The organism is Actibacterium sp. 188UL27-1 (assembly GCF_016901225.1).
In the GTDB taxonomy this organism is placed as follows: Bacteria; Pseudomonadota; Alphaproteobacteria; order Rhodobacterales; family Rhodobacteraceae; genus 188UL27-1.
The window spans coordinates 274,377-300,211 of the sequence record NZ_JAFEUL010000002.1 but is presented as its reverse complement, the minus strand read 5'-3'; the positions used below and the strand labels follow the sequence as shown (position 1 = coordinate 300,211).

Here is a 25,835-nt window from a genome sequence, read left to right as displayed (position 1 = left end):
TAAGTCCTTTGTCAAAACAGGACATGCACCAACATTTGTCTGGGAGGACACCATGCCCACCACATTCCTGCGCGCGCTTTCCGCGGGCGTCCTGTTGACCGCCACGGCCAATGCCAGCTTTGCCGCCGAATGCATTGCCCCCGCCAATCCGGGTGGCGGATGGGATTTCACCTGCCGTCAGATCGGCAAAATAATGTACGATATCGGCGCGGTCGAAAAACCTGTGCAAGTCACAAACATGGCCGGCGGCGGTGGCGGTTTGGCCTATGCCCATGTTGTCAATGAACGCAGCAGCGATGAAGAACTGATCATCGCCGCGTCCTCTGCAACCTCGACCCGTCTGGCACAGAATGCCTATGCCGGGCTGACGGCGGATCAGGTTCGGTTTGTGGGTGCCATCGGTGCCGATCCCGGTGTGATCGTGGTTGGTAAGGACAGCCCGTTCCAATCCCTGGGAGATATGGTTGAGGCGATTAAAGCCGATCCCGGCTCGGTCGCATTTGCCGGTGGGTCGGCCACGGGCGGTTTCGACCATCTGAAAGTGCTGATGATCCTGCAGCGGGCCGGTTTCACCGATATCACTAAGGTTAAGTATATCGGCGTTGATGGCGGGGCGGATGCCATCACCCAGACCGTTGGCGGGTTTACCCAAGGGATGACCGGCGACATGTCGGAGGTCGTGGGCTTTGTAAAAGCCGGTGATGTCCGCATCCTGGCCACGCTAACCGAAGAACGGGTGCCGGGATTTGACGACATCCCAACCGCCAAGGAGCAAGGTTTTGACGTCGTCGCGGTAAACTGGCGTGGGCTTTACGTGCCCAAGGATGTCAGCGACGACACCTTCAACCTGTGGGCTGATAAACTGCAGCAAGTCGCCGATTCCGACGAATGGAAAGCCGCGATGGAGGCCAATGGCCTGGCGCCTTTCACCAAGGTTGGTGGTGATTTCCAGTCATATGTCGATGGTGTCGTGGCTGAAATCCGCGACCTGTCCAAGGAGATCGGGGTCATCCAGTGACCCGAATAAGCGACCGGATCTTTGGTCTGGTCGTCCTGATCTCGGCGCTCGCGTATGTTGCGAGCGCCACCCAGATCCAATCTAGCTTTCTGTCAGATCCGGTCGGCCCTCGCGCCTTTCCCATGGGTATCGGTGTGGTTGCGGCCATCTGCGGCGCGGTGATGATGTGGAAGCCCGACGCAGACCCGACATGGCCGACCCTTGGCACGTTGGGCGCGCTGGCGTTTAGCGTGGTGGTGTTGGTCGTCTATGCGCTTACCTTGAAACCGCTCGGCTTCCTGTTGCCCACCGCACTTGCCGCAGGTGTGCTGAGTTATCAGATCTCGCCCCGCCCCATCTTTGCGGTGGTGACCGGCATTGGCCTATCTATCGGCCTGTTCCTCATCTTCAAATACGCGCTGGATCTGGGCCTTGTTCCCTTTCCCAAAGGATTGCTTGGCTGACATGGAACTTCTTTCCAACCTCGCCATCGGATTTTCCGTCGCCTTATCGCCGTTCACTCTGATGCTCGCCGTGATCGGCTGTTTTCTGGGGACGATCATTGGCGCATTGCCGGGTCTTGGTCCGTCGAATGGCGTGGCGATCCTGATCCCACTGACCTTTTCAATCGGATTGGACGCAACCTCGGCCCTGGTTCTGATGACGTCCGTTTACTATGGCGCGATGTATGGCGGACGGATCAGTTCGATCCTGCTGAACATCCCCGGCGATGAGCCTGCGTTGATGACCACGCTCGACGGTTATCCGATGGCCAAGGCAGGCCGCGCCGGCGACGCATTGGTTCTGTCCGGCGTCGCCTCCTTCATCGGCGCGTTCCTCGCCACCATAGGCCTGATGTTGCTCGCCCCATGGTTGACGCAAGTCGCCTATCTTTTTGGCCCCGCCGAGTATTTCGCGCTCTACCTTCTGGCCTTCTGCACCCTCGGTGGCATCGCGTCGAACAATCAGGCCAAGGCAGCGGTGGCCTCTTGCATCGGCCTCGCCATCGCCATGATCGGTGTCGACAACACATCCGGCATGCCGCGCTTGACAGGGGGCAACCTGCACCTGGCCGATGGGGTGGATTTCCTTGTGGCCATCGTCGGCCTGTTCGCTGTGGCCGAGGTGTTTTTCTTCATCGAAAGCCACGGCAAGAACACTTCAATCGGGGTGAAGCTGGAAAAGGTCACGATCCCGGTCAAAGATATCGTCAATACCACCGGAACCGCGTTGCGCAGTTCTGTCATCGGGTTTTTCGCAGGTGTCCTGCCCGGCGCGGGCGCATCCTTGGGCAGTTTCATGGCCTACATGGCAGAGAAATCCTATGCCGGTGAAAAAGGTGGATTGGGCACCGGTGTCGCCCGGGGTGTCGTGGCCCCGGAGGCTGGCAACAACGCCGCGGCAGGTGGTGCTCTGGTCCCGATGCTGACCCTAGGTGTGCCCGGATCCGGCACCACGGCCGTTTTGCTGGCCCTGCTGATGACGCTCAACATCACGCCTGGCCCAACGCTGTTCACCGACCGGCCAGAGGTCGTCTGGGGCCTCATCGCGTCGCTCCTGATTGCCAATATCGTTTTGCTGTTGATGAACGTGCCCATGGTCAAAGTCTTTGTGCGCATCCTGCAAGTGCCGCCGCAGATCCTGTTGCCGGGGGTCACAATGATCTCATTCGTCGGCATATTCTCGTTGTCGGGCAGCTATTTCGACCTGCTCTTGATGATCGGCTTCGGCGTGCTGGGCTATGTGCTGCGCAAACTTGATGTGCCAACAGTGCCAATCATACTCGGTATCCTGCTGGGCGGTCACATGGAGGATGCTTTGCGCCGCGCCATGGTCCTGTCGTCCGGTGACTGGACGTTCCTTTTCTCCTCCGGCATCGCCAGCGGTCTGTGGATCGCTGCCATCGGCGGGTTCATCGCGCCGATGTTCCTGCGCAAGGCTTTGACCAAACCGCAACGCGTGTCTGACTGATGGTTCGGGTGCTGGTTCCCTCTGGCGCCCTGGGTCTGGACTATGACAAGGGCGCCTTGGCCCGCGGCGTTACCATGCAGCCAGACCTGATCGCCATCGACGGCGGCTCTACCGATAGCGGACCATCCTATCTGGGACGCGGGGTGTCAAAGTATTCGCGCGCCTCGACCAAGATCGAATGGCAGGGCTTGATCGCGGCGCGCGCCACTGCCGGATGCCCCCTGGTTATCGGGACCGCTGGCACTTGCGGGGCGGACCAAGCGGTCGATTGGCTGGTGGACCTCACGAAAGAGATCTTGGCGGAACTCGGCCAAACCGCCAAAATCGCCATTCTGAAAAGCGGCCAACCGCCAGAGGGTATCGTACAGGCCCTCTCAAACGGACGGGTGACCCCACTCGCTGGCGCGCCTGTCGTGGACGCTGAAACCATTGCCGCCTGCACCAATATCGTGGCCCTGGCCGGAGCGGAGCAGATCCAAGCCGCATTGAACACCGGCGCCGATATCATCATTGCCGGGCGCTGTACCGATACCGCCTTGATCGCAGCACTGCCCTTGATGCGTGGCTGCCATCCCGGCGCCGCCTGGCATGGTGCCAAAATTGGCGAATGCGGTGCGCTTTGTGCAACCAGGCCCCAGACCGGCGTCATCCTACTGGATTTCGATGATACCGGCTTCACCGTCCAACCCCTGGCAGAGGGCGCCAAAGCCACGCCGCACACCGTATCTGCCCATATGCTCTATGAAAACAGCGACCCGTTCATCCTTCACGAACCCGGCGGTCATCTTGACGTGCATGGCGCAGAATACGTCCAACTCCGCGATGGCGCGGTTCGCGTGACAGGGGCCAGATGGGTCCCCAGTCAAACCTATACCGTCAAGCTAGAAGGCGCGCGTCTGTCGGGCTACCAAACCGTCGCACTTACCCTCATTCGCGATGCGCAATACGTGACCCAAGCCGATCAATGGTGCGCCGATATCATTGCCCGCTGCACCGCCAAGGCGCTGGACCGGCTCGATATCGCAGCGGATGATTTTACAATTGAGCTGCGCCAAATTGGTCGCAACGCCACCCTGGGCCCACTGGAACATCGCGACCACCTCCCGATCGAACTGGGGGTCCTTGCCATGGTCACGGCGCCAACAGCCGCCTTGGCAGAGGAGATCGCCAAAATGCTCAACCCCTATCTGCTACACCACCCGCTAACCGAAGAGGAAGAAGTGCCCACCTTCGCCTTCCCCTTCTCCCCGGCCGAGATCTCGCGCGGCGCCGTCTACGAATTCTGCCTGCACCACGTAATGACACTGGATGACCCTATGTCCGCCTTCCGGTTGAACGTTCTGGAGATGGCCGATGCCGAAGCTGGGTGAGGTCGCCGAAAAGGTCCGCTCAAAGAATGCGGGCCCCTTTTGGGTGACCATCGATATCTTCTGCGGCACATCAGAAGCGTACGATCAGGTGACCACGCAACTGACCGATGCCCATGTCGCCCAGATCTTGCAGACCGAACGCCAACTCTTGAAACGCTTCGAGATCCCGAGCCTGAATGTCGTCAAATTCAGTCTCCCCCGGCCACAGATCCAGGGCCATATTGCTGACAGAGATATGCACGGTGCTGCCCTCGGGGCGCTCATGGCCGAGATCGCGCTTTCTTAGATTAGTGCCTCCGGCGGGGATATTTTCAAACACATAAATGAGGGGCGATTTACCCGTCTCGTCTCATCATGTGTCTTCGACCATCCCCGCCGGAGGCCGGAAGATCCTGTCGAAACTGGCCCGCCAGATCACGCCGCTTGAGCTATCAGCGCCCCGTCTTCACAGGTGAACTTCATCGTCGCACCGGTTTTGGGATGTGGTGCCCAATAGCTTTCGATCAGATCGAACCAGGGGTTCAACTCAGCTCCGCTGGAAGATGTGATGAACGGCACCCAAACCCGCGGATCATAAAACCGGAACAGAGCCACCTGACTATCGGGCAGACGGGCCTGCATGTTCTTGCGCAACTCCCTGCGAACATTCACCATCTTGGCCGGCGCATAGCAGGTGATCCCCCAATGGTTCACCCAGCCATATTCTTCGAGCGCGCGCCGAAACGGGGAGGCCGGATCGAGCCGCAGAATGTAAGGCACAACATCCTGCATATGCGGGTCGATCCGCCCGCCGAACAGGCTCTGAACCTGCTTTTCGCCCTGCAGCATCGGATAGATCTTAGGATCGCGGGCGGCATCGATCAGCGCAAAGTGGGGCATCGCCTCAATCGTCCGAGGCCTGGTCAGCCTCGGCAAGCGCTTCTTCCCATGCGGCATCGGCAGCCGCCATCGCAGCCGCCGCCTGGGCACAGGCCTCGCAATAGGGTGTGCCGTCCTTGGCCGCGTTGATCAAGGCGTCGCGCTGCGCCTGGGCTTCGGGTGCAGTGGCTTCGCCTGTGGAAATCGCGCCTGAATGGTTTTTCATCGGTCCGCCCGGTTCGCCACGTGTATCCGACAGCTTCGTCGCGCCATCCGCCGACCCGCTCCCGCCAACGCCCATCCCCGCCCGAACTGAGCCTGGTCCACCGCCTGCACCGCCGCCACCTGCCCCGAACATGCCAATCAGTACCGTCGGCAAACCAGTCGTAATCGTGCCGCCATGGGCCGTCATATCGCCAATCCGCGCAGCAGGCATGCCGCAAACCAAGACCGTTGGCGATCCCATCACGATGACATCGGGCACGGGAGACGCACATACACATGTATCGGTCACGCGGGCCTGCGGTATCATACCGGTCAACACGGTCGGCGCACCGGTCACAACTGGCCCACCCACATGCGGTGTCGGAATAGGCGATGGCGGGATCGGTAGAACCAGCGGGCAGATGTGCATATCCGTAATACGGGCCGCAGGCATCGACATGACAAACCTTTCTATGCGCATAATGAGACGCATCCAAAATCAATGCCCGGATCGTAGCCGTCCTGCGTCGATCCGGCAAGCGCGGCCGTTCAGATAAACTGGCTGACCACGTTCTCCAACTTCTCTTGCCGGCCTGATCGGGGCTGCGGATTGATATCGTCACGCAGCACACATTCGGCGATGGTCTCCAACGTTCCTTCCTGCAACAGCGCTGGAGCATCACCCCTAGACCACCCGACATATCGCGCAGCCCGCGCCTGTTCCAACGCTCCGTCCTCCCACATTGCAGCGGCAGCCTTGAACCCCCGCGCGCAGACATCCATCGCGCCGATATGGGCCGCGACCAGGTCCTCGGCATCCAGGCTCTGGCGGCGCAGTTTGGCATCGAAGTTGGTGCCGCCGGTCGTGAACCCACCCGCCCGGATCACCTCATAATATGCCAGCGCCACCTCCCGCGGATTGTCGGGAAACTGATCCGTATCCCAACCCGATTGGTAGTCATTGCGGTTCATATCGATCGAACCAAAAATCGCCATGGATGCCGCCATCGCCAATTCATGCTCAAAACTATGCCCGGCCAAAATAGCATGGCCTTGTTCAATATTGACCTTGACCTCGCCCTCCAGCCCAAACTCCTTGAGGAACCCGTAAACCGTGGCAACATCATAGTCATATTGATGCTTAGAGGGTTCCTGTGGTTTGGGCTCAATCAGGATCGTGCCGTTAAACCCGATCTTCTTGGCATAGTCCACGACCATGGTCAGGAACCGCCCAGCCTGCTGCCGCTCCTTGCCCAGATCGGTGTTCAAAAGGGTCTCATAGCCCTCGCGCCCACCCCATAGCACGTAGTTCTCGCCACCCAGTTTCAGCGTCGCATCCAAGCAGGTCTTCACCGTTGCCGCGGCAAAGGCAAAGACATCCGGGTCGGGGTTCGTCGCCGCCCCCGACATGTAACGGCGGTGGGAAAACAGGTTGGCCGTGCCCCAAAGCAGCTTTGGCCCGCCCGTCTCCATCTTGGCCGCGATATAGTCGACGATCTCTTCCAGATTGCGGGTATTCTCAGCGAAATTCGCCCCTTCAGGCCGGATATCGGCATCATGGAAGCAGAAATAGGGCTGGCCCAGGATGGCGAACAGATCGAATGCCGCATCCGCTTTGGCCCGCGCCAGATCCATCGTGTCACCAAACCAGGGCCGTTCAAATGTCTGCCCCCCGAACGGATCGGTGCCGGGCCAGGCAAAACTGTGCCACCAGGCCACGGCGAAGCGCAGATGCTCTTCCATGGTTTTGCCCATCACAACCTCCGCCGGGTCATAATGGCGATAGGCCAGCGGGTCGGTGCTGTCCGGCCCTTGGAATGTGGCGGGGGCGATGCCGTCGAAATAGCTCATGAAAGATCCTTTAAGGCTGTATATGCAGAATCGTAGCGGGCATGGGCATCGGCAAAAGCGGCCCCCAGATTAGGGTCAGGGTCAAAACTGCGGGCAATCTCAGGGGCGGTCGCGATCTCGGCCCCCGCACCAGTGGCAGCCATCTGACCCAGCCGGGCAGCGCCGAACGCGGCTCCGAAATCGCCTCCGACGGGGCGGTCGATTGGCAAATCCAAGGTCGTGGCCAAGGCGCCCAACCAGTAATCCGACATGCTGCCACCGCCGACCGCCAATAGTCGCGGCACCTCCGTCCCGGTCGCCGTCAATGCATCAAGGCTGTCCTTCAAGGCAAAGCATACCCCTTCCAAGACCGCCCGTGTCCCTGCCAACCGGTCAGTCGCATGGTCCAACCCGATCATGGCCGCCCGGACCCTCGCATCATTATGCGGTGTCCGCTCTCCCCCTAGATACGGCAGCACCATGGCCCGCCCCGGTGCTCTCGCCCGGTCGCCCAGTTCCGCTGTCAGATCCGTTGCCTTGGCACCCACCAACCCGGCATACCAGTTCAGCATGTCCGTGGCTGACAGGATCACCCCCATTTGGTGCCAGACACCCGGCAAGGCATGGCAAAAGCTGTGCACTGCTGTGGCCGGAGCCGGGCGAAATGCCTCGGTCGCCGCAAAAACCACTCCGGACGTTCCCAGGGAGACAAAGCCTTGCCCCAGTGACACGGCTCCAACACCGATGGCGGATGCCGCGTTGTCGCCGGCCCCGCCTGCCACAGCCACAGGCCCCATGCCCCACCGGCCCGCCAAATCACGGCGCAAATCACCAGATCGCGCCGATCCCTCCACCAGCCCGGGCATCACGTCCCGCGACAAACCGGTCGCAGCCAACAGATCCTCTGACCAATCGCGCATGCTGACATCCAGCCAACTGGTGCCCGCCGCGTCTGACATCTCTGACACAGCCTCACCGGTCAACCAGAGCCGCAGGTAATCCTTCGGCAACAAAACCCGCGCCAACCGGTCAAAGAGATCCGCTTCGTGGGCCTTCATCCAAGCCAGCTTTGGCGCGGTAAAGCCCGGGAACACGATATTGCCCGAAACCTTACGCCAGATCGGATCGGAATCCATGGCCGCTGCTTCCGCATGGGCCCGGGTGTCATTCCACAGGATTGCCGGCCGCAACACGGCATCTGCGGCATCCAACACCACCGCCCCATGCATCTGACCCGAAAGGCCAATCCCGGCAACGCCGCTCAGATCCGCCTGCGCTGCCAAACCATCGAACACAGCTTCGGTCGCGGCAATCCAATCCGCTGGATCCTGCTCCGACCAACCAGGCTTGGGCCGCGCCATGTCCAACGGCGCCACAACCCCCGCCACCACATGTTGAGCGTCATCCACCAACAGCGCTTTGACCCCGGTCGTGCCAAGGTCGATCCCAATATACATTGCTGTCCTCCCGGAAATACACAGTACCAACCAACTCCCGGCGCACAAGTCCTGCAACCGCCGCAACCATATCCTTTCTTATTGGCAAAAATATCTCCGGGGGAGCAGCCAAAGGCTGTGGGGGCAGCGCCCCCCAAAGCATGTCGTGCCGGGCCATGCGCCCCGGGGCCGCTGGATCACCGCCAAAGCACCTGTGGTTGAGCCGCCCGCAACCTTCCCCTACACCCGAACGCAACAAACCAAGGGAGGCAACCCATGCCAGACGATCAGCATTCCGGCCCCAGCTACGGCTTTGACACGCTCCAGATCCATGCCGGCGCCCGGCCGGATCCGGCCACGGGGGCGCGCCAAACTCCGATCTACCAGACAACGGCCTATGTCTTTCGCGATGCGGACCATGCCGCCGCCCTCTTCAACCTGCAGGAAGTGGGTTACATCTATTCGCGCTTGACCAACCCCACCGTTGCCGTCCTGCAGGAACGCGTCGCCACACTCGAAGGCGGCGTGGGGGCTGTCTGCTGCTCTTCAGGCCATGCCGCGCAAATCATGGCGCTCTTCCCGCTGATGGAGCCTGGGCGCAACATCGTCGTCTCCACCCGTCTTTACGGCGGTACGGTCACCCAATTCAGCCAAACAATTAAACGCTTCGGCTGGTCCGCAACATTCGTGGATTTTGATGATCTGGATGCCGTCAAGGCCGCGATTAATGACGATACAAGGGCGGTCTTCTGCGAGGCCATCGCCAATCCCGGTGGCTATATCACCGATCTCGATGCCATCGCAGCCATTGCCGACGCCGCCCAGCTGCCGCTCATCGTCGACAATACCTCGGCCACACCCTATTTGTGCCGCCCAATCGAACATGGCGCCACGCTCGTCGTCCATTCCACCACAAAATACCTGACAGGTAACGGCACGGTCACCGGCGGCGTCGTTGTCGACAGCGGCGCGTTCGACTGGTCGGCCAGCGGAAAATTCCCATCGCTCAGCGAACCGGAACAGGCCTATCACGGCCTGAAATTCCACGAGACCTTTGGGCCCCTGGCCTTCACCTTCCACGGCATCGCCATCGGCTTGCGCGACCTCGGCATGACCATGAACCCCCAAGCGGCGCATTACACGCTCATGGGGATTGAGACGCTCAGCCTCCGGATGGAGCGCCATGTCCACAACGCCAAGCGGCTCGCCGAATGGCTGGAAAAGGATCCCCGCATCGACGCCGTCACCTATGCCGGCCTGCCCTCCTCGCCCTACTATGAGCGTGTTGAAAAGATCTGCCCGCGCGGCGCTGGCGCCCTTTTCACGGTCGCAGTCAAAGGCGGCTACGAGGCTTGCGTGAAACTGGTCGATAGCCTTGAGATCTTCAGCCATGTCGCCAATCTAGGCGACGCCCGATCACTGATCATCCACTCCGCCTCCACCACCCACCGCCAGCTCTCTGCCGAACAGCAGGAAGCCGCGGGTGCGGGCCCCGGCGTCGTGCGCCTTTCTATCGGGATCGAAGATGCCGACGACCTGATCGCCGATCTGGACCAGGGCCTGTCCAAGTCCGCGCATTAACGCACGGAGCCAAACCTAACCGTCGCTTTCGACCGAAGGCGGCGGCAATGGCTGACCCGTCTCAAAGATAATCCGCGCCTGCCTGCGCCATTCTGCACGCTGGGCGATCATCGGATCGATGGTAGCCTCCGCCAAATCGGAGGCAGCCTGCGCTCCATCGGCTTTCAGCTCTTGCCCCGGAACGAGGGAGGTCAAAGCCGCCGATGCCAACGCCGCCAATGATGGCGTCGACGCCTGCTCCACCGGCTCACCGCGCGCCGCGGCGATGCTGATCTCATAGGGCGTCAGGGTGCGATCATAATCGGCGGTGGCATTCAACTGCGCCGCAGTTTCATCCCGCTCCGCCTTGATCTGCGCCGCCGAATTGCGCGCGGTTTGCCGGGCCGACACGGGCTGTGATCGCGCGCCATTGGGCGCAAAGGCCCCACCACGGAACGATGGCCGCGATCCATCGGCAGCAGATCGTCCACCGGTTGCCACTTGCTGCGATGATGCCGCCACAGGCTCGACCGAAGAGAGCCAGGACAGGGTAAATTGCCCGTCCAGCATATCGCTGCGTGGTGAACTGCTGACGGTTTTGATGGCGCAATTGCCGAATTGGGCGCGGATCTCGTTGCAGGCCGTCAAGGCCCCGCTGTAAAGCAACGCCTGGGCAGCATCCTGGGCGGCCTGATCCTGGCTGTTTGTGAGGTCGCTGTCAAAATCAAACCGTCGTTCGGTCAGGATCAACTGATCCGACTCAGGAACAGGCCCGACCGGCACGCGGCTGATGAACCGCATATCAACACTGACACGGTAGATATTGCCTTCGATCGCGCGCGAGCGAAAGCTGTTGGCCGTGCAGGTAGAGGCTATTTTCTCTCGCAGGATCGCGCATTCACGTTCGGCCAGCCGGGCCAGGCGCGCTTCCACGAACAGGTCTAGGAAGTCGGGTTCGGGCAATGTCTCCCCGTCGCCCAGCAATTCCCTGATATCGATGAGACGGGTCGCGGACACTTCTCGGCGATCAGAGAATTCGCCAGGTGCCATATGGGCGCCGATATCCCAAGACTGCGCGGGTTTGCCATTTGGTGACAACACGGTAATCGACCGATTATCGGCAGTCTGAAAGCCGCCGGTCGGGTTGGTCTGCTCCTCGACCATGGCCATCGCCTCCATGATCGGATTGACCCGGTTGGAGATCGTTCCCATCACCAGCAGCGTGGGGCCGAAATTGATCGCGGCCCAAAAGAGCCCGCCCAGAATGACCCCGACAATCAAAAGCCCGTTGGCGCCCCGTCCCATACCTAATTCCCTCCAACCCTGATCGAATCCAGATTGCCGCCCGCGATCTGTTCCGCCAACGCACGAACCTTGCCCCGCAGGTTATCCCGAAAGTCCGATGCCGATCCGGTCAAGACGTTCTGGGTCGTCGCCATGCGCACCGTTTTCTGATCCAGCGCAGTATAGGGCACTAGTTCGGTCTCGTCCGTAGGCAGTGGACCCACCAGAATGACATTGCCGTTCTCATATCCTATCCGCGTGGTGGTTGACGGGATCCCGAACTGACCCTTGAACCAGCGATCATAGCCCTGCTCGATATCGCGCCACTGGGCGATCTTCACCTCGGCCTCGGCCTTGCTGATGACACCGATCTCGACCGAGCTGAGAAAGACCGGGTTCACCAGCGGCTGCGTGACGGGACTGATGCCGCATTTCGCCAGCTGCGGGTTCAGCAACGCCTCTACCGGTGTGCCGCTGGGCAAACCTGCAATTGCGGCGGCGTCGCCACCGATGATCGTCACTCCGGTGATTTGCGTATCCGACTGGTGATGCACATGCCACAGGGTTGCCCGCCCGGTATGCAAAACCAGATGCACTGGAAATTCCGTTTCAGACACCGCCACGTCCAGGCCCGACATTTCGAACTTGCTGGGATAAACCGCGATCTGGGCGCTGCCTTTCTCTCGATAATTTTTCAAGAAACCTTCGGTCCGACTGCGCACCATCTCATCGGAATAAAGGTAGGTGTGGGTGTCAAGATTGCTGGACCGGGCCACCAGATTGACGACGCGACTGCCCGCGGCGGGCCGGGTAAAACTGCAGCGATCCTGCGGCTCAAATGGAATTACGGCGACGGGTGGCGCACTGGCACCGCCACGGCGATGCCCGTCCAGCACTTTGCCAATGAACTGCGCCGTCAGATGCTCTGTGGCTGCGACAGGTCCATTAGCCCGCATCGTTCCGGCCTTTTCGGTGACATAGGAATTTGGGTCTGACCGATCCCCCTGAACCTGACCGGACAATCCGCCCATGGGAACCATTTGGCCCCCTGTGGCCAACGGAATATCGGGCAGGATAACGGATCGCCCGCCCAAAAACAGAACGGCACCGACAAGACCGGCAAACGCCACAAGCAGCACGCGTCCATCCATGCAACAGCCTCTACACGCCATGATTGTTCACCGGTCCGCAATGATCGCGAAAGGTGGCAAGGATTAGGCGACGATTGGGTAATGTCGCGCCCGGCATGCAGGTCTTGCGACGTCAAAAGGTGACTAATTTGTTAAGGGCGGCAATTTCGTGCTATAGATGAGCCTTACACGACAAGGGGGCTCTGCCCCGGGGCTAGGAATCGGTAAACCATAGAAATGATTGTTCGTTTTGCCCTGAACCTCACCCATGAGGCGATTGCACTGTTGCACGATAACGGCAACGGCTGGTGGAGCCTTGGCAAGGCCCGTTTTGATGATCCTGATTTTGCACAGGCCCTTGCGGGTTTGCGTGATCTGGGTCACCGGATTGCCGGGCCTGATTTCGCGACCAAGCTGGTCCTGCCGAACTCCCAGATCTTTTACACCACGGCGACAGCCACCGCCAATGATTCAACCGATGCCGACCGGGTCAATGCCGCCTTGGAGGGCGCGACGCCCTATCCCGTCGCGGATCTGATCAAGGATTGGGTCGCGCAAGACGACCAGCTTCAAATCGCTGTCGTGGCGCGCCAAACACTTGACGAGGCAGAGAGTTTTGCAGCGCAACACGGGTTTAATCCCGTTGCCTTCGTCGGCATCCCCGAAGCACCGGATCATCCGGTCGAACCGTTCTTTGGCGCAACCAACCAGGCGGCCGGGTTGGGGGATCTACCAAACCGGGCTGACGCGCCGATTGCAATTGCCGGTATTCTGTCTGACGCCGATATCGACGCGCTCGTATCGGATCGCCCGGAAACGGCAACCGCCGATGCGCAAGTCGCAACTAACAATGACGATACAGATGTCGCGGCTTCAGACATAGCTGAAGACGACCTTACCGACGCCGAACCAGATTTCGAAATGCCCGAGAAGGCAGCAACCGAACAGCCCAGCGCCGATGAGGAATCGACCCACGAGGTCGCTGACCCAGAGCCGGAGGATATGCCGGTTGAAATTGCATCACCGCCAGATACCGACCAGAAAGAAGAAGCTGGCCCTCCCGCCCAAACGGAAGCGGATGCAGAACCAGAGACCGATGAGCCAAACCTCGACACGCTGATCGCATTCTCCTCCATGCGCCGCAAGGCTCTCGCAGATGAGGACAGTGCGACCCCTGCCCTTGAGGATCCCGCACCCGCGACATCGGATGTGCCGCCAACCGCCCGGCTCGGCGGGGCCACCCGCGAGGTTCCACCAGCGGACCTCACGGCAGACCTGGATCCACCGGCGCAACCCGCCCGCATTCCTGTTCCAGCATCCCTGAAACAGGCCTTGGCCGACCGCGCGGCCCGCACGGATAATGCACCCGCCGCGGTCGAAGAACTTGCACCAATTGATGCCGATCCACGTCCCTCTTTCGCGGCTCAACTGGCGCAGCGGGTCGGCAGCCGTCGCGCACCCACGCCCAAAATGGACGAGCCGGATCTGGGCGTGTTTTCCGCACGGGCCGATAACGGGTCATTCAGTGGCCCGCGTATCGGGCTGATGCTCACCCTCGGCCTTTTGGGCATCATGGCGGGCGTTGGTGTCTGGTCCAGTCTGTTCTTGGTGGGGGATGACGATATTGCGGGCAGAGCCTCCACGCCACCTGCTGCCGAAACGACCCTGGTAGACCAGGCGCCCGATGTGGCCACCGCCATACAGGGCCCCCTGGCAGATCAAGATGAGGCAAACGAGAATCTGGGTCTGCAGGTCGCCAGTCTGGCCGATGAACCACAATCCGCCGTCCCGGATGCTCCCAAAGACCTGACCGAGCCCCTGTTGACCGACGATGGCCAAACGGCCGATGGCGCAGAACCTCCCGAAGATACCGCGCTGATCACGCCGGAACCCGACGCATCCATCACCGATGACGTGGCCCTGAGCGATGAAGAACCCGTCATTCCGAACCAAGACGAGGTTCGCAAGGCCCATGCCGCCACCGGGATCTGGCAACAAATTTCGCCGCGCCGCTACATGCCCGGCGAAGGCGACCTTGATCAACTTTACATCGCCTCAATCGATCCGACCATCCGCAGCCAGGATGCCATCGCGCTGCCAAACGGGGGGGAACAGGATACGGACCGACCGGTCGCACGTGTGCCGAACCCCGCACCCACGGACGCCCCTGTTGCACAAGGTGCCGATGGGTTGGTCACCCCAACCCCCGGCGGCACGCTGGCACCCGAAGGATACACCGTGTTTGCGGGCAGACCGTGGATCGTGCCGCCATCCCGCCCCGACGGAACCGGAGCACCGGTGACCGAACCAGAGGCCGAAGCTGGTACCGGCCTTGCCGGGTTCAAGCCGCGTCCCCGTCCCGCCAACCTGCTGCAGGAGGCGGAGCGGTCGCAATTGGGCGGTCGGACACGGCTTGAACTTGCGGCATTGACACCCAGAAGTCGCCCTCAGAACGTGGTGGAGGAGGCGTTGGCAGTTCGCGCCGCTTTGGCGGCTGCCGAGCGCGAGGCAGAGGCCCGCGCCCAGCAGGAAGCCGAGGAGCTTGCCGCCAAACTTGCCGCAGAGGCCGCCGCCGCAAACCGGCCACCAAGCGCTTTGGCCGTTACCGCATCCATAGCACCCAAGAACAGGCCCCGTGCACCGGCTCGCAGCGCCCAGCCGAGTGCCGAGGATAACAATCGTGCCGTGCGCGCTAGTGCCTCGACAGCGACGACGCGGTCAGGACCTGCCGTATCGCGCAATCAACGGCTAAGGCCAACAACGCCCACCCGGGCTTCGGTCGCGCGCCAGGCAACTGTAAAAGATGCGATTCGGTTGGGCCGTGTGAACCTTATCGGCGTGTTCGGCCCTCCCAACCAGCGCCGGGCCCTGGTACGCCTGCCATCCGGCAAGCTGATGCGAGTCAAAATCGGGGACCGGGTTGATGGCGGTCGCGTGGCGGCCATCGGCAATGAGGAACTGCGCTACGTGAAAGGTGGCCGCAACCTCGTGTTAAAGATGCCCCAAGGATAATCGGGCCGTTCGGTCCGTCAGATCGAAACCAATCGAATCGTAGACCGGAATAGATAACCTAATCCCATGCCAGTGCTGCCACCATGGTGGAACTGTGCATAAAACCCAACGGCTTCGTCAATCATCCCGCGGGCGAATGGCTCGCACATCCTCAAAAACCCGGCCAGGTCGCCCGATAGACTGCAGATCCCCGGTTGGCCCCAAACGAAACTGACCTCCTTCCGGGACAGATGAAATGGACACATTCTCAACTCTCATCGCCTCGCCACATTTCGCAGATACCATGTATTCCATCTCCGTGGTCTGCCTGGTGTTCGCAGTCGGGCTTTCTGTCATAGCTTTCGCATATTACGGGCATGGACGGGAAACGGACACGGGTGATCCCCAAGCAGATCGTTGGGTCCTGTTATTTGCAACCTGGCGCGACAGCCTGATCATCACGTTGCTGTTTGTGGCCCAGGGGATGTCCTACCGCTATGGCGCGTTCAACGGATTGGCCAACCTGTCGAACCAGGGCTACGCGCTGACCGCTTCACTGGTCGTGCCCACCCTGGCACTGGTGATTGATATTCTGATCTTCATGGTCGCTGCGATGCGGATCATCGTGTTGACGCGGTGGCTGCATCGGAAGGGCCAAGACGACACAGCTGCACCTTGACCACGGCCCTTGTCATGGCCGGTCCGCATCTTATTTGCCACGCTAGGGTTGCGTCGCACGTCCATAGGGCGGGGATAATGCGCCCTTGGCCCAATCTGCCATCAGGTCATAAAAACCCGCTGTGATCCTGGTAAAATCGCGCGACCCGTCGGGCTGATCCTCATATTCCCACATGCCGTGATCCGTCGTCGGAAAGGTATGGATCGCGATATTCAGCCCGGCATCCCGCAGCTTAATCAATCGCTCCAGCGTCAGATCCACCGGGGCTTGGCGATCCGCCGCGGCAAGCACCCACAACTGCGGCACCTCCACCGCGCGCACCACCTCCACAGGATCGAGTGACCAATCGATGTTATACTGCACGAACCGGGGCAGGATCTTGATCCGGATCTCATCCACGGGAACGCTCAACAGCAGGCCCGTGTAGTCCCCCTGAACCAGCCCAAACCATGGCGCATACTCAAATCTGCGGCGGACCTGCGCAAAAGCAGCGATGGCCTCATCCGATCCGGTGGTCGCAATGCGGGCCGTCGCATCCGTGATCAGCCGCGCATCCGCGAGCGTCTGCGCCCCGTATCCGGCGGCCTGCAAATCCTGTGCGACCTGGGCGGCATCCTCCTCCCGGATATCGATGACCAGCCCATACCCGACCCCGATGAATTCAGCACCCGCCCGCCGTGCCGCCAAGGGCGCGACCCAACCGCCTTGGCTTAGACCAAAAAGGCCGAAACGACCAAAGCGCCCCTGGGCCAGCCGCTTTGCCTCGCGCGAGGCCGCAACAAGGTCATCGGCCAATTGTGGAAAATTCTGGGTATAGACACCGCCGGACCGGCCAGTGCCCCGTTTGTCATAGACAAAGACGGAAATCCCACGACCGACCATCTGATAGGGATCCCGGGCGTGGTCCAGCCAACCCGTCTCCTCCGACCCATGGGCATATACCACCAGCGGTGTATGGGGCCCCGCACCGGGTGGTTCGATCAAACGTCCAGCCAGATAAATGTCACCCGCCCGGACCACCGTATCGGTCTCCCGCAAGGCCACCCTGTCCCCATGCACGCCATCGACCTGTTGAAGGCGGCCCCCGTTGCACAGGATCCCATCCTGATCCAGCGCGCCGGTCCGGCCATCACTGAAGGTGTAGCGCAGACCGGCCTGCGACCGGGTAACCGCGACAAAGCCTGGCGCCAGCCCGCGATAGATCCCGACCGCACAGGGCTCTGGCTCAGCCATGGCAGGCATGGTGGAAGTCAGAACGGTACTCAACGCGGCTGCCCCGACCCCGCCCCACCGCAGGATCAGCCAAACACGAAAAAGCACAGCTTGTGACCATCCGGATCCCGCACATAGGCGCCATAAAAGCGATCAGGCACGCGCTGGCCAGGCGCCCCATCGCATGTCGCACCCAGAGTGATCGCCTTGTGATACATGGCATCCGCTGCCTCTTTCGACGGGGCGGGAAAGGCCACCATCACGCCATTGCCCACCGTGGCGGGTTCTTCATCATAGGGCGTACAGACGGCAATCATCGGCTTGCCCATCTCGGGCCCGATCATTGCAATCCGCCCGGCATCGATAAGCACCTTGGCCCCCTGATCCGCAAAGAGGTCGCAATAGAACGCCTTGGACTTGTCCAAATCCGCCACGCCGAGTGTTGTATATCCGATCATGTGCCTGTTCCTTTGGTTCCGGCTATGGGCCACAGCTGTAAGGGATGACACCCGCAAGCGGTATTCACGACTGCGACAGATCCCATCCCTGGTAGATCGGATCCTGTTTCGCAATCTCGGTGCTGGCCGCTGCTCCGCTGCGCGCGGCCTTGTAGATGGCGCTGACCAGCGCGACGGAGGCGCGCCCCGCCGTCAGGGTCACCGCATTGTTGGGCCTGCCGGACAACGCCGCAGCGATATCCAGAAAATACCCCTGATACCCCGACGGTTCGGGGTTGACCCGCTTCAGTACCGTATCGATCCGCGCCTGCATCTCGGCACCCCGCCCGGCAAAGCGCCACTTGCCCTGCATCGGCGCATAGGGCGGGCTGTCGCTTTCGGCTGTCAGATGTTCAAACAGCAACCGCATGCGCGACCTGTCATCGACCCCGCCCAGCGAGACCGAACTGGTGACCAACGCCCCGGCTGCGCTCCGCCAGGACAGGGCCGCACAATCCTCGGTCTCGATCGGGTTGACGCGGGTCGCCACGACACCGCTGACCTGCTCAGCCGGGCCCATGATCGCGCTGATCAAATCATGAATATGGATCGCATGGCCCAGAACCGCGCCGCCTTGCTCCCCGGCCCAGGTGCCCCGCCAGGGCACAGCGTAATAGGCAGCGTCGCGGTTCCAATGGGTCTCTAATGTGGCCACAAAGGGCCGCCCCGTCAGCTCCGCGGCCATCAACGCCCGCAACTGCGCCATGGCCGGACCGTAGCGATACTGAAAGACCGGAAAGACCTGCTTGCCCGCCCGGGCGGCCGCAGCCTCTAGCCTGTCCACATCGCAGAGCGAACAGGCAATCGGCTTTTCACAAACCACATGCTTGCCCGCCCCAAGGGCCTGCACCGCGATCGGCACATGCATCAGCGGCGGCAGACAGATATCAACGATATCGGCATCGCTGGCCAGAACGTCTTCAATCTTTCCCGTTACCGCAATGTTGCCCGCCAGATCACCAGCGCGGTCCAGATCACGGTCGCAGATCAGGCTGACGGTGAAATCATCCGGCAAGGCCAGCAGCGCCTCCAGATGTTGCGCGCCAATGCCCGCCCCAATGATGGCAATGCGCAGGGTCATGCCTCTGCCAAGGCCTGCGCCTGCACGGCCAGCTCCATCACGGTAAAGGCATGGGCCTGGGGCATCGCCGTCTCGGTCCGGTCGCGAATATCGGCGATCAGCCGGGCAAAATAGGGCAACCCTGCGCCACCCCCACTGATCCGCTCACACCGCGTGCCATTGACCAGAAACAGATGATCGGTGCCCCCGGCCCCACCAACATCCACGTATTTGCGCAGCTCCAACTGGCCTTCGGTGCCCAGGATCATCAGCCGCCCGTCCCCCCACGTCGGCAACGCATCGGGCGTATACCAATCCACCCGGATATACCCATGGCCCCGGTCGCTTTCCAACGCGATCTGCCCGAAATCCTGCAGGCCCGGATCGTTGGGATTGGCAAAGTTACCGACGCTGGCCATGGTCACACGCGCCGTATCCGAACCCGTGAAATACAAGAACTGATCGATCTGGTGCGACGCGATATCAACCAGGATCCCGCCATACCGCGCCCGGTCGAAAAACCAATCGGGCCGGGTCGCGCGGTTCAGCCGGTGCGGCCCAATCCCCACGGTCTGTACAACGCGGCCCACCGCACCCTCGGCCACCAGCTCGGCGGCGCGGGTCACGCATTCGACCTCGAACCGTTCCGAGAAATCGACAGACCAGATCCGCCCGGTCCGCGCCACGACCTCCCGCAACCGCTTGAGCTGGTCCAACGTCGTGCAGCCGGGCTTGTCGGTCATCACATCCTTGCCTGCCTCCATCGCCGCAACGGCCATGTCGGCCCGGTCCGCGGGGATGCCCGCCAACAAGATCAGGTTAATCGTCGGATCCTCTAGCAGACGCCGATGGTCGTAGGCCCGGGGCAAATCCGGGAACCGCTTCACAAAGCCCTCCAATGTCTCCGGTGTCCCGTCGGTCCACCACCCCGCCAGCTCCGCGCCCGCATCCACCATGTTCTGCGCCATGGTATAGATATGCCGGTGATCAATCCCGATGATCCCAATCCGCACCGCATCAGCCATCGCCCACCTCCACAAATCGTTTCTCGCGCGAGGCCACTTGGATTGCGTCGATCAGCCGATGCACATGCAGCGCCTCCACCCCCGTCACGCACGGATCGCGCCCCGTCTCCAGACAGGCCGCGAAATCCTCAATGATCCCCCGGTGCCAATCGGCGGTAAACGCCATCGGGTCAGCGCCGCCGCCTGTGTCTGCCGCCTGACCGACAATCTCGCTCCGCCCGTCCTGCCAATGCAGGCTGAGGCTGGCGGCATCCAGGATGGCAGAGCCCTGGGCTCCGTGCAGCGCAATCCGCTCTGCCCCGCCGGGGAAGCTTGCTGTGCTCGCCGTCAGCGACCCAACGGCGCCACTGGCAAATTCCAAACCGGCAACCACGAAATCCTCCGCCTCCATGGTGTGAAGGGCCGTGGTCCGCGCCATCGCCTGCACCCGCGCCACCGGCCCGGTCAACCGCAAAGCCAGCTCCATCGTGTGGATCGCCTGGGTGAGCAGAACACCGCCCCCATCGCGGGCATAGGTCCCCCGCCCCGGCACGTCGTAATAGGATTGCGGCCGCCACCAGGGCACCGCGATCTCAATCGCGGCCAACGCTCCCAACGCGCCTCGATCGACCAGATCCATGAGCTGCATCGCGGCGGGCCGCTTGCGATGCTGGAACACAATCCCAAGGGGCATGTCCCGGCACAGGCCAACGATCTGCGCCGCCGCCTCTGCCGTCCGCTCAATGGGTTTTTCCAACAAGATCGGTTTGCCCGTCGCCACCAGCGCCTGCACGATCTCAAGCCGCGCATCGGGCGGGGTGGCAACGATGACAAAATCCAGCGCCGGATCCCCGGCCAACGCTGCCAGATCCCCATAAACCCGCGCCGCGACATCCTGCTGCTCCAGAAAGGCCCGCGCCCGATCCGCATCGCGCGATAGCACCCCGCGCAAGGTGACCGCGCCACTGGCCTGGATCGCCTGCACATGGGTTGCGGCCACCATGCCCAACCCGATCAACGCCACCTGTTTCATGCTGCCCCCCAACTTACCATGAGTTATGGCGGGGGAGCGCCACGACATCAACCGATGCCACCCCATTGCGGTGCCCGCTCGTCAGGCTTGCTCTTTTCGGTGATAGCTAATTCCGGTCAGCCCTGCTTCTTGTAGCCGGGCAGCAAAGGTATCGGACATGAAAGTCGGCCCGGCAAACTTATCCACCCACATATGGTGATCGCCGATGGCCTCCATCGAATAGACAAGGGAGGCCGGCTCGCCTTCCACAGATTTCCAGAAACCGCGTTCATTGCGGGGATAGGTCAGCTCAGGATGATACGTATCCAGTCGGTTGCAGACATTTAGCCAGTAGTAGTCAGCAATTTTCTTCTTCCTCTCGAAGATCTCCATGGGGAAGAATTGATGCGTCTCCGGCTCCATCAAGCCACTCAAAATAAACACTATGGACAGGTTCTTGATCCTCGAGCCTAATCCCAGGATTGACGAAATACACCATCTCCACACCTCACCGCTGCGCCCCGACACCCCTCTGCCGCTCCCGCATCCAGATGATCAGGCCGGACACAACGATGATACCTGCGCCCAGCAAGGTCCAGCCATCCGGCAGGTCTGCAAACACCAGATAGCCCGCCACGGTCAAATAAATCATGAAGGAATAGGTGAAGGGCATCAGCGTGTTGGCGGGCGCAAAGGCGTGGGCGCGGGTTAGCAGCTCATGCCCGCCCCAGCCCCAGATCCCCAGCGCCACCATCAGCCCCCAGTCCAGCCCGGTCGCAGGCGCCGTCCAGACCCAAACCGCGAACGGCAACAGCGTCAGCGTGCCAAGGCCACCCATGTAGATCTGCATCGTCTCGGTCGCGACCACCCCTGCCAGCCGCCGGGTCAGGATCGAATAGAGCGCCAGTGCAGACGCGTTATAGACGCACAGCAACGCGGCCCAATGGAACGTCTCGCCAAAAGGGCGGATCACGACCATCACGCCGACAAACCCCAACAGGATCGCCGCCCAACGCCACGGTCCGACGCGCTCTCCCAATAACGGCATCGACAGGGCACACAGAATGATCGGCGCCGAAAACATGATGGCCGACGTCACCGTCAGCGTCAGGTATTTCAGTGCAATGAAATTCAGTACCGTTGCGCTGATCAATAGCGCGCCGCGCACCAGAACCAGCCCCAGATGATCCGTCGCGAACCGCTCCCACCGGGCCCCGCCCCAAACGATTTGAACGGCCGAGATCGCAAAGGCCCCGGCATAGCGCATGAAGGCCAGCTGCACCGCAGGAAGCCCGGCCAGGACAAGCCATTTGACTGACGTGTCGATGAACGCAAAGACCAGATAAGCCACCAGCATCATCGCCATGCCCAGTTCGGCCCGATCCTCCAGGGCGCGGGCCGCGATGCCGGTCATGGATCAGCCGCCATAGGTCTTGACATAGAAATCAACCATCTGGGGTACCAGGGCCTCTCCCATATCTGCCGCAACAGCGGCGCCCAGCCCAGCCTTGGCCGAGCGTGACATGATGCTATCGACGCCCAGATCCTCCGCCATCTGGGCATAATATCCAACGTCTTTCGAGGCATTCTTGACCGCAAAGGCAAGCTTGTTCGGATCGCCCTCCAACGCATAGGCCGCCACGAAATCCATCATCCCGGAATGGACGGGCCCGGCCGACATCACGTCATAGACACTTTTGCGGTCAATCCCCGCCTTGTCGGCCATGGCAAAGGCTTCGGCCATGGCGTTCGCGGTGGTCATGGCGAAAAAGTTGTTGATCAGCTTGATCGTGTGGCCGGTGCCCAGATCACCCAGGTGAAAGACGTTTTCCCCCAGATCATCCAGGACAGGGCGCACCGTGGCAAAGGCCTCCGCGTCGCCAGAGCACATGATGTTCAATTGTCCCTCCAGCGCATGGGACGGTGTGCGCCCCAGCGGCGCGTCCAGATAGGTCCCTCCCGCCGCGGCCACCTTGGCGCCCAGCGTCTTGGTCGATCCCGGCAAGGATGTGCCAAAATCGATAACCACAGCGCCCGGACGCAATCCCGCAATCACGCCATCCGGCCCCAGCATCCGCCCCTCGACCGAGGCGGAGGTGTCCATGCACAGCATCACGATGTCGCTGGCCGCCGCGACCTTTTGCGCCGCGCCAACCTCAACCGCACCGCGCGCGACCGCCGCATCGACCCGCGGACGGGACCGGTTGGCCATGACCGTCACGCCATATCCCTGCGCCTGCAACCGCTCCACCATGGCGCTGCCCATCAGGCCCAAGCCAATAAATCCGATTGCCGGTTTCGTCATTATATCATCCTCTTTTGTATCCCGTTGCGGGGGCCTGGCCCTAAACCGGCTGCAAACGCAGCAGGTGGGGCATAATCTCGTCTGGGTGCAAATCGACACCGGTATAGGTCTGGAACGACCTCAGGGCCATGTGCCGAAACAGGTCAAAGCCCGTCAAAATGCGCAGACCAGCGGCGTTGGCATCTTGCAAAAAGGCCGTGTCCACCGGCGTGTAGACGGCATCAAATGCCCAGCTTTGCCCGCCCAGATCGGCCGAGTCGAAAGCACTGCCAGGATGCTCCGCCATGCCGATGGGGGTCGCGTTGACCACACCGTCGGCGGTCCGCACGGCCTGGCTAATCTCATCATGCTTTAGCGCTGTGGCGGGCCCGCTCAATCGCGCTGTCAGATCCTGGGCGCGTGCGAGACTCACGTCCCAACAGACCACATGAAGGGCGCCGAGGGTCTGCAAAGCCGGGCCAAGGGCGCGCGCAACACCGCCCGCCCCTGCCATCGCGACCCGGCCCGGCACATCCTGGCCCAGTTGCGCCCGCCAGGCCGACAGAAAACCACTGTAATCGGTATTAAACCCGGCGACCGTGTCACCGAAAACCAGCAAGTTCGCGGCCCCCAGATGCGCCACATCCTCGGCCATACCGGGCCCGGCATACTGTGCCGCTGCGCGTTTCCACGGATGGGTCACGGTGACCCCGGACCAGCCCCGTTGGCGCAGGTCATCGACACAGGCGGCAAGGTCGAACTCCACCCGATCCGCCGTATCAATCAGTTCAAATTCCAGGTGCAAACCTGCCCGATTGCACATGATCTGCAAGGCCGCAGGCAACCGCGTCCGGCTGATATTCTCCCCAATCAGACCGGCGCGCAGGGTGGTCACATCACCGCCCCGATCTGCCAGGGCACGAATTCGTAATCGCCCAGACCCTGCGCTTCAGATTTGCTCATCTCGCCAGAGGCCACGCGCAGGATCAGGTCATAGATCTCGCGCCCCTTCTCCTGCAGCGACACGCCGTCGCTCAACATCGCGCCCGCATTCACGTCCATATCCTCGGTCATGCGGGCATACATCTCTGAATTCGTGGCGACCTTGATGGTGGGCGCAGGTTTTGACCCAAAGGCCGAACCGCGCCCGGTCGTGAACACCACCATGTTGCAGCCCGACGCGATCTGCCCCGTCACACTGGCCGGGTCATAGCCAGGACTGTCCATAAAGGTGAAGCCGCGCGCGGTCACCGGTTCCGCATATTTATAGACGCCGGTCAGGGGGGTCGTGCCGCCCTTGGCCGCAGCCCCTAGTGATTTCTCCAGGATGGTCGTCAGCCCGCCCTTCTTGTTGCCGGGGCTCGGATTGTTATCCATCGAACCCTTGTTGCGCGCCGTATAATCCTCCCACCAGCCGATCAGACCGACCAGCTTGTCGCCCACGGCGCGGTCCACGGCCCGGCGGGTTAGCAGATGTTCGGCGCCATAGATTTCGGGCGTCTCGGCCAGCACACCGGTACCGCCTTGCGCCACCAGCAGGTCGCAGGCATGGCCAAGCGCGGGATTGGCCGTGATGCCGGACCACGCATCCGATCCGCCACATTGCAGCGCCACCATCAACTCGGCGGCCGGGCACGGCTCCCGCACCGCCGCATTGGCCAAGGGCAGCATGGCGCGCACCTTCTCGATACCCATCTCGACCGTGCGGCGCAGCCCGGCCACGCCCTGAATGTTCATCGTCTGGAACAGCGGCCCCTGCTTCAGGCCGTAAGCCTCCAGCAACCAATCGATCTGGTTCATCTCGCAACCCAACCCCACCATCAGCACACCGGCATGGTTGGGATGGCGGGCATAGCCCCACATGACCCGCTGCAGCGCCTCAAACCCGTCGCCGCTATCCGCCATCCCGCAGCCCGTGCCATGGACGAACGCCACGACGCCATCAACATTGGGATAGGCGGCCAACTCCGCGGGCCCAAACGCATCGGCAATCCGGCGTGCCGCCGTCGCCGAACAGTTCACCGACGTCACGATGGCAATGTAATTGCGCGTCCCCACCCGCCCGCTGTCACGCCGATATCCCAGGAACGTATCGCCGCTGGCCGGGGTCACGGGCCGCAGATCTGTGCCAAATTCATAATCCGCTTCGGTCGCGCGGAAATCCACGTTCTGGGTATGCACATGGTCCCCCGCCTGGATCGCGGCGGACGCGTATCCGATGACTTGCGCATATTTTCGGATCGGATCCCCGATTGCGATGTCACGAACGGCGATCTTGTGACCCGATGGGATGAGGGTTGTGGTCTGCGTCCCCTCGACCGCGGTGCCCGCCTCCAGGCTACGCGTCGCCGTCACCACGTCATCGGCCGGATCCAGGCAGATGACATCCTTCATCTCAGGTCACCGCGCCGTTGCCATCCCCAGCCATGCAACCCGCGGTCCATGCATACGCGATA

At 61.7% G+C, this 25,835-nt stretch carries 24 protein-coding genes; 8 read left to right on the top strand and 16 right to left on the bottom strand.

All coding sequences use genetic code 11. The features are described 5' to 3' along the window. Positions 1–52 precede the first annotated feature (52 nt). The 5 genes from IU397_RS04555 to IU397_RS04535 are packed head-to-tail and all read left to right on the top strand — an operon-like array spanning position 53 to position 4,624. Positions 53–1,018, top strand: a complete 966-nt coding sequence (locus IU397_RS04555; protein ID WP_204411188.1) for a tripartite tricarboxylate transporter substrate binding protein — start codon at positions 53–55, stop codon at positions 1,016–1,018. Next, a complete protein-coding gene (locus IU397_RS04550) occupies positions 1,015–1,461 on the top strand; it encodes a tripartite tricarboxylate transporter TctB family protein (protein ID WP_204411186.1) in 447 nt (148 codons plus the stop codon). The genes IU397_RS04555 and IU397_RS04550 overlap by 4 nt, the downstream gene beginning before the upstream one ends. 1 nt (position 1,462) lies before the next feature. Next, complete coding sequence (locus IU397_RS04545; protein ID WP_204411184.1) at positions 1,463–2,968, top strand: tripartite tricarboxylate transporter permease; 1,506 nt, start codon at positions 1,463–1,465, stop codon at positions 2,966–2,968. Beyond that, positions 2,968–4,338 (top strand): acyclic terpene utilization AtuA family protein, encoded by a 1,371-nt coding sequence (locus tag IU397_RS04540; RefSeq protein WP_239479590.1) that lies wholly within the window; start codon positions 2,968–2,970, stop codon positions 4,336–4,338. The genes IU397_RS04545 and IU397_RS04540 overlap by 1 nt, the downstream gene beginning before the upstream one ends. Then, positions 4,322–4,624: a DUF4387 family protein gene (locus IU397_RS04535; RefSeq protein ID WP_204411182.1), complete on the top strand. Its 303-nt coding sequence runs from the start codon at positions 4,322–4,324 to the stop codon at positions 4,622–4,624. Before IU397_RS04540 ends, IU397_RS04535 begins: the two co-directional genes overlap by 17 nt. A 128-nt stretch (positions 4,625–4,752) precedes the next feature. Here the strand turns inward: IU397_RS04535 and IU397_RS04530 are convergent, their stop codons facing one another. The 4 genes from IU397_RS04530 to xylB form a co-directional block, all read right to left on the bottom strand. Continuing rightward, entirely contained in the window at positions 4,753–5,217 is a 465-nt protein-coding gene (locus tag IU397_RS04530) for a DUF4123 domain-containing protein (RefSeq protein WP_204411180.1), read from the bottom strand. Between the two features lie 4 nt (positions 5,218–5,221). After that, positions 5,222–5,860 carry a PAAR domain-containing protein gene (locus IU397_RS04525; protein ID WP_204411178.1) on the bottom strand — a complete coding sequence of 213 codons (639 nt, stop codon included), beginning with the start codon at positions 5,858–5,860 and terminating at the stop codon, positions 5,222–5,224. Positions 5,861–5,949: 89 nt separating this feature from the next. Continuing rightward, the gene (gene xylA, locus IU397_RS04520) at positions 5,950–7,251 is read right to left on the bottom strand and encodes a xylose isomerase (RefSeq protein ID WP_204411176.1); all 1,302 of its coding nucleotides are present in this window, start codon (positions 7,249–7,251) and stop codon (positions 5,950–5,952) included. Continuing rightward, a complete protein-coding gene (gene xylB, locus IU397_RS04515) occupies positions 7,248–8,687 on the bottom strand; it encodes a xylulokinase (RefSeq protein WP_204411174.1) in 1,440 nt (479 codons plus the stop codon). The genes xylA and xylB overlap by 4 nt, the downstream gene beginning before the upstream one ends. Before the next feature lie 255 nt (positions 8,688–8,942). On the opposite strand from xylB, the gene IU397_RS04510 reads away from it, so the two are divergent. Then, positions 8,943–10,247, top strand: a complete 1,305-nt coding sequence (locus tag IU397_RS04510) for an O-acetylhomoserine aminocarboxypropyltransferase/cysteine synthase family protein (protein WP_204411172.1) — start codon at positions 8,943–8,945, stop codon at positions 10,245–10,247. 15 nt (positions 10,248–10,262) lie between these two features. Here IU397_RS04510 and IU397_RS04505 read toward each other — a convergent pair whose 3' ends face one another. Continuing rightward, on the bottom strand, positions 10,263–11,531 hold the full coding sequence (locus IU397_RS04505) for a hypothetical protein (protein ID WP_204411170.1): 1,269 nt from the start codon (positions 11,529–11,531) through the stop codon (positions 10,263–10,265). Between the two features lie 2 nt (positions 11,532–11,533). Beyond that, positions 11,534–12,661, bottom strand: coding sequence for a hypothetical protein (locus tag IU397_RS04500; RefSeq protein ID WP_204411168.1), 1,128 nt, complete (start codon positions 12,659–12,661; stop codon positions 11,534–11,536). A 216-nt stretch (positions 12,662–12,877) separates the two neighbouring features. Between IU397_RS04500 and IU397_RS04495 the strand changes: the two genes are divergently transcribed. Together IU397_RS04495 and IU397_RS04490 are read left to right on the top strand one after the other, a co-directional pair. After that, positions 12,878–15,652 (top strand): hypothetical protein, encoded by a 2,775-nt coding sequence (locus IU397_RS04495; protein ID WP_204411166.1) that lies wholly within the window; start codon positions 12,878–12,880, stop codon positions 15,650–15,652. A 235-nt stretch (positions 15,653–15,887) separates the two neighbouring features. Further along, positions 15,888–16,310 (top strand): hypothetical protein, encoded by a 423-nt coding sequence (locus tag IU397_RS04490; RefSeq protein ID WP_204411164.1) that lies wholly within the window; start codon positions 15,888–15,890, stop codon positions 16,308–16,310. Between the two features lie 42 nt (positions 16,311–16,352). Here IU397_RS04490 and IU397_RS04485 read toward each other — a convergent pair whose 3' ends face one another. The 10 genes from IU397_RS04485 to IU397_RS04440 all read right to left on the bottom strand — a co-directional run bounded on the left by IU397_RS04485 (position 16,353) and on the right by IU397_RS04440 (position 25,773). Beyond that, entirely contained in the window at positions 16,353–17,630 is a 1,278-nt protein-coding gene (locus tag IU397_RS04485) for an alpha/beta hydrolase (RefSeq protein WP_204411162.1), read from the bottom strand. Continuing rightward, positions 17,609–17,980 (bottom strand): VOC family protein, encoded by a 372-nt coding sequence (locus IU397_RS04480; protein ID WP_204411160.1) that lies wholly within the window; start codon positions 17,978–17,980, stop codon positions 17,609–17,611. Before IU397_RS04480 ends, IU397_RS04485 begins: the two co-directional genes overlap by 22 nt. 64 nt (positions 17,981–18,044) lie before the next feature. Then, positions 18,045–19,100 (bottom strand): Gfo/Idh/MocA family protein, encoded by a 1,056-nt coding sequence (locus IU397_RS04475; protein ID WP_204411158.1) that lies wholly within the window; start codon positions 19,098–19,100, stop codon positions 18,045–18,047. Further along, positions 19,097–20,104, bottom strand: coding sequence for a Gfo/Idh/MocA family protein (locus tag IU397_RS04470; protein WP_204411155.1), 1,008 nt, complete (start codon positions 20,102–20,104; stop codon positions 19,097–19,099). Before IU397_RS04470 ends, IU397_RS04475 begins: the two co-directional genes overlap by 4 nt. Beyond that, the gene (locus IU397_RS04465; protein ID WP_204411153.1) at positions 20,097–21,116 is read right to left on the bottom strand and encodes a Gfo/Idh/MocA family protein; all 1,020 of its coding nucleotides are present in this window, start codon (positions 21,114–21,116) and stop codon (positions 20,097–20,099) included. Before IU397_RS04465 ends, IU397_RS04470 begins: the two co-directional genes overlap by 8 nt. Before the next feature lie 81 nt (positions 21,117–21,197). Further along, positions 21,198–21,518 (bottom strand): imm11 family protein, encoded by a 321-nt coding sequence (locus IU397_RS04460; protein WP_204411151.1) that lies wholly within the window; start codon positions 21,516–21,518, stop codon positions 21,198–21,200. Between the two features lie 85 nt (positions 21,519–21,603). Beyond that, entirely contained in the window at positions 21,604–22,509 is a 906-nt protein-coding gene (locus tag IU397_RS04455; RefSeq protein WP_204411149.1) for a DMT family transporter, read from the bottom strand. A gap of 3 nt (positions 22,510–22,512) precedes the next feature. After that, entirely contained in the window at positions 22,513–23,400 is an 888-nt protein-coding gene (locus IU397_RS04450; protein ID WP_204411147.1) for an NAD(P)-dependent oxidoreductase, read from the bottom strand. 40 nt (positions 23,401–23,440) lie between these two features. After that, on the bottom strand, positions 23,441–24,274 hold the full coding sequence (locus IU397_RS04445) for a shikimate dehydrogenase (protein WP_204411145.1): 834 nt from the start codon (positions 24,272–24,274) through the stop codon (positions 23,441–23,443). After that, positions 24,271–25,773: a UxaA family hydrolase gene (locus IU397_RS04440; RefSeq protein ID WP_204411143.1), complete on the bottom strand. Its 1,503-nt coding sequence runs from the start codon at positions 25,771–25,773 to the stop codon at positions 24,271–24,273. The genes IU397_RS04445 and IU397_RS04440 overlap by 4 nt, the downstream gene beginning before the upstream one ends. Positions 25,774–25,835: the final 62 nt, after the last annotated feature.

Excerpts from the sequence above, each read along its gene's own strand:
- IU397_RS04455 (WP_204411149.1), bottom strand. The coding sequence starts at position 22,509 with ATGACCGGCATCGCGGCCCGCGCCCTGGAGGATCGGGCCGAACTGGGC.
- IU397_RS04505 (WP_204411170.1), bottom strand. The coding sequence starts at position 11,531 with ATGGGACGGGGCGCCAACGGGCTTTTGATTGTCGGGGTCATTCTGGGC.
- IU397_RS04465 (WP_204411153.1), bottom strand. The coding sequence starts at position 21,116 with ATGAAACAGGTGGCGTTGATCGGGTTGGGCATGGTGGCCGCAACCCAT.
- IU397_RS04440 (WP_204411143.1), bottom strand. The coding sequence starts at position 25,773 with ATGAAGGATGTCATCTGCCTGGATCCGGCCGATGACGTGGTGACGGCG.
- IU397_RS04510 (WP_204411172.1), top strand. The coding sequence starts at position 8,943 with ATGCCAGACGATCAGCATTCCGGCCCCAGCTACGGCTTTGACACGCTC.
- xylA (WP_204411176.1), bottom strand. The coding sequence starts at position 7,251 with ATGAGCTATTTCGACGGCATCGCCCCCGCCACATTCCAAGGGCCGGAC.
- IU397_RS04500 (WP_204411168.1), bottom strand. The coding sequence starts at position 12,661 with ATGGATGGACGCGTGCTGCTTGTGGCGTTTGCCGGTCTTGTCGGTGCC.
- IU397_RS04490 (WP_204411164.1), top strand. The coding sequence starts at position 15,888 with ATGGACACATTCTCAACTCTCATCGCCTCGCCACATTTCGCAGATACC.
- IU397_RS04475 (WP_204411158.1), bottom strand. The coding sequence starts at position 19,100 with ATGACCCTGCGCATTGCCATCATTGGGGCGGGCATTGGCGCGCAACAT.
- IU397_RS04470 (WP_204411155.1), bottom strand. The coding sequence starts at position 20,104 with ATGGCTGATGCGGTGCGGATTGGGATCATCGGGATTGATCACCGGCAT.
- IU397_RS04545 (WP_204411184.1), top strand. The coding sequence starts at position 1,463 with ATGGAACTTCTTTCCAACCTCGCCATCGGATTTTCCGTCGCCTTATCG.
- IU397_RS04525 (WP_204411178.1), bottom strand. The coding sequence starts at position 5,860 with ATGTCGATGCCTGCGGCCCGTATTACGGATATGCACATCTGCCCGCTG.
- IU397_RS04460 (WP_204411151.1), bottom strand. The coding sequence starts at position 21,518 with ATGGAGCCGGAGACGCATCAATTCTTCCCCATGGAGATCTTCGAGAGG.
- IU397_RS04535 (WP_204411182.1), top strand. The coding sequence starts at position 4,322 with ATGCCGAAGCTGGGTGAGGTCGCCGAAAAGGTCCGCTCAAAGAATGCG.
- IU397_RS04555 (WP_204411188.1), top strand. The coding sequence starts at position 53 with ATGCCCACCACATTCCTGCGCGCGCTTTCCGCGGGCGTCCTGTTGACC.
- xylB (WP_204411174.1), bottom strand. The coding sequence starts at position 8,687 with ATGTATATTGGGATCGACCTTGGCACGACCGGGGTCAAAGCGCTGTTG.
- IU397_RS04480 (WP_204411160.1), bottom strand. The coding sequence starts at position 17,980 with ATGATCGGATATACAACACTCGGCGTGGCGGATTTGGACAAGTCCAAG.
- IU397_RS04530 (WP_204411180.1), bottom strand. The coding sequence starts at position 5,217 with ATGCCCCACTTTGCGCTGATCGATGCCGCCCGCGATCCTAAGATCTAT.
- IU397_RS04540 (WP_239479590.1), top strand. The coding sequence starts at position 2,968 with ATGGTTCGGGTGCTGGTTCCCTCTGGCGCCCTGGGTCTGGACTATGAC.
- IU397_RS04450 (WP_204411147.1), bottom strand. The coding sequence starts at position 23,400 with ATGACGAAACCGGCAATCGGATTTATTGGCTTGGGCCTGATGGGCAGC.
- IU397_RS04495 (WP_204411166.1), top strand. The coding sequence starts at position 12,878 with ATGATTGTTCGTTTTGCCCTGAACCTCACCCATGAGGCGATTGCACTG.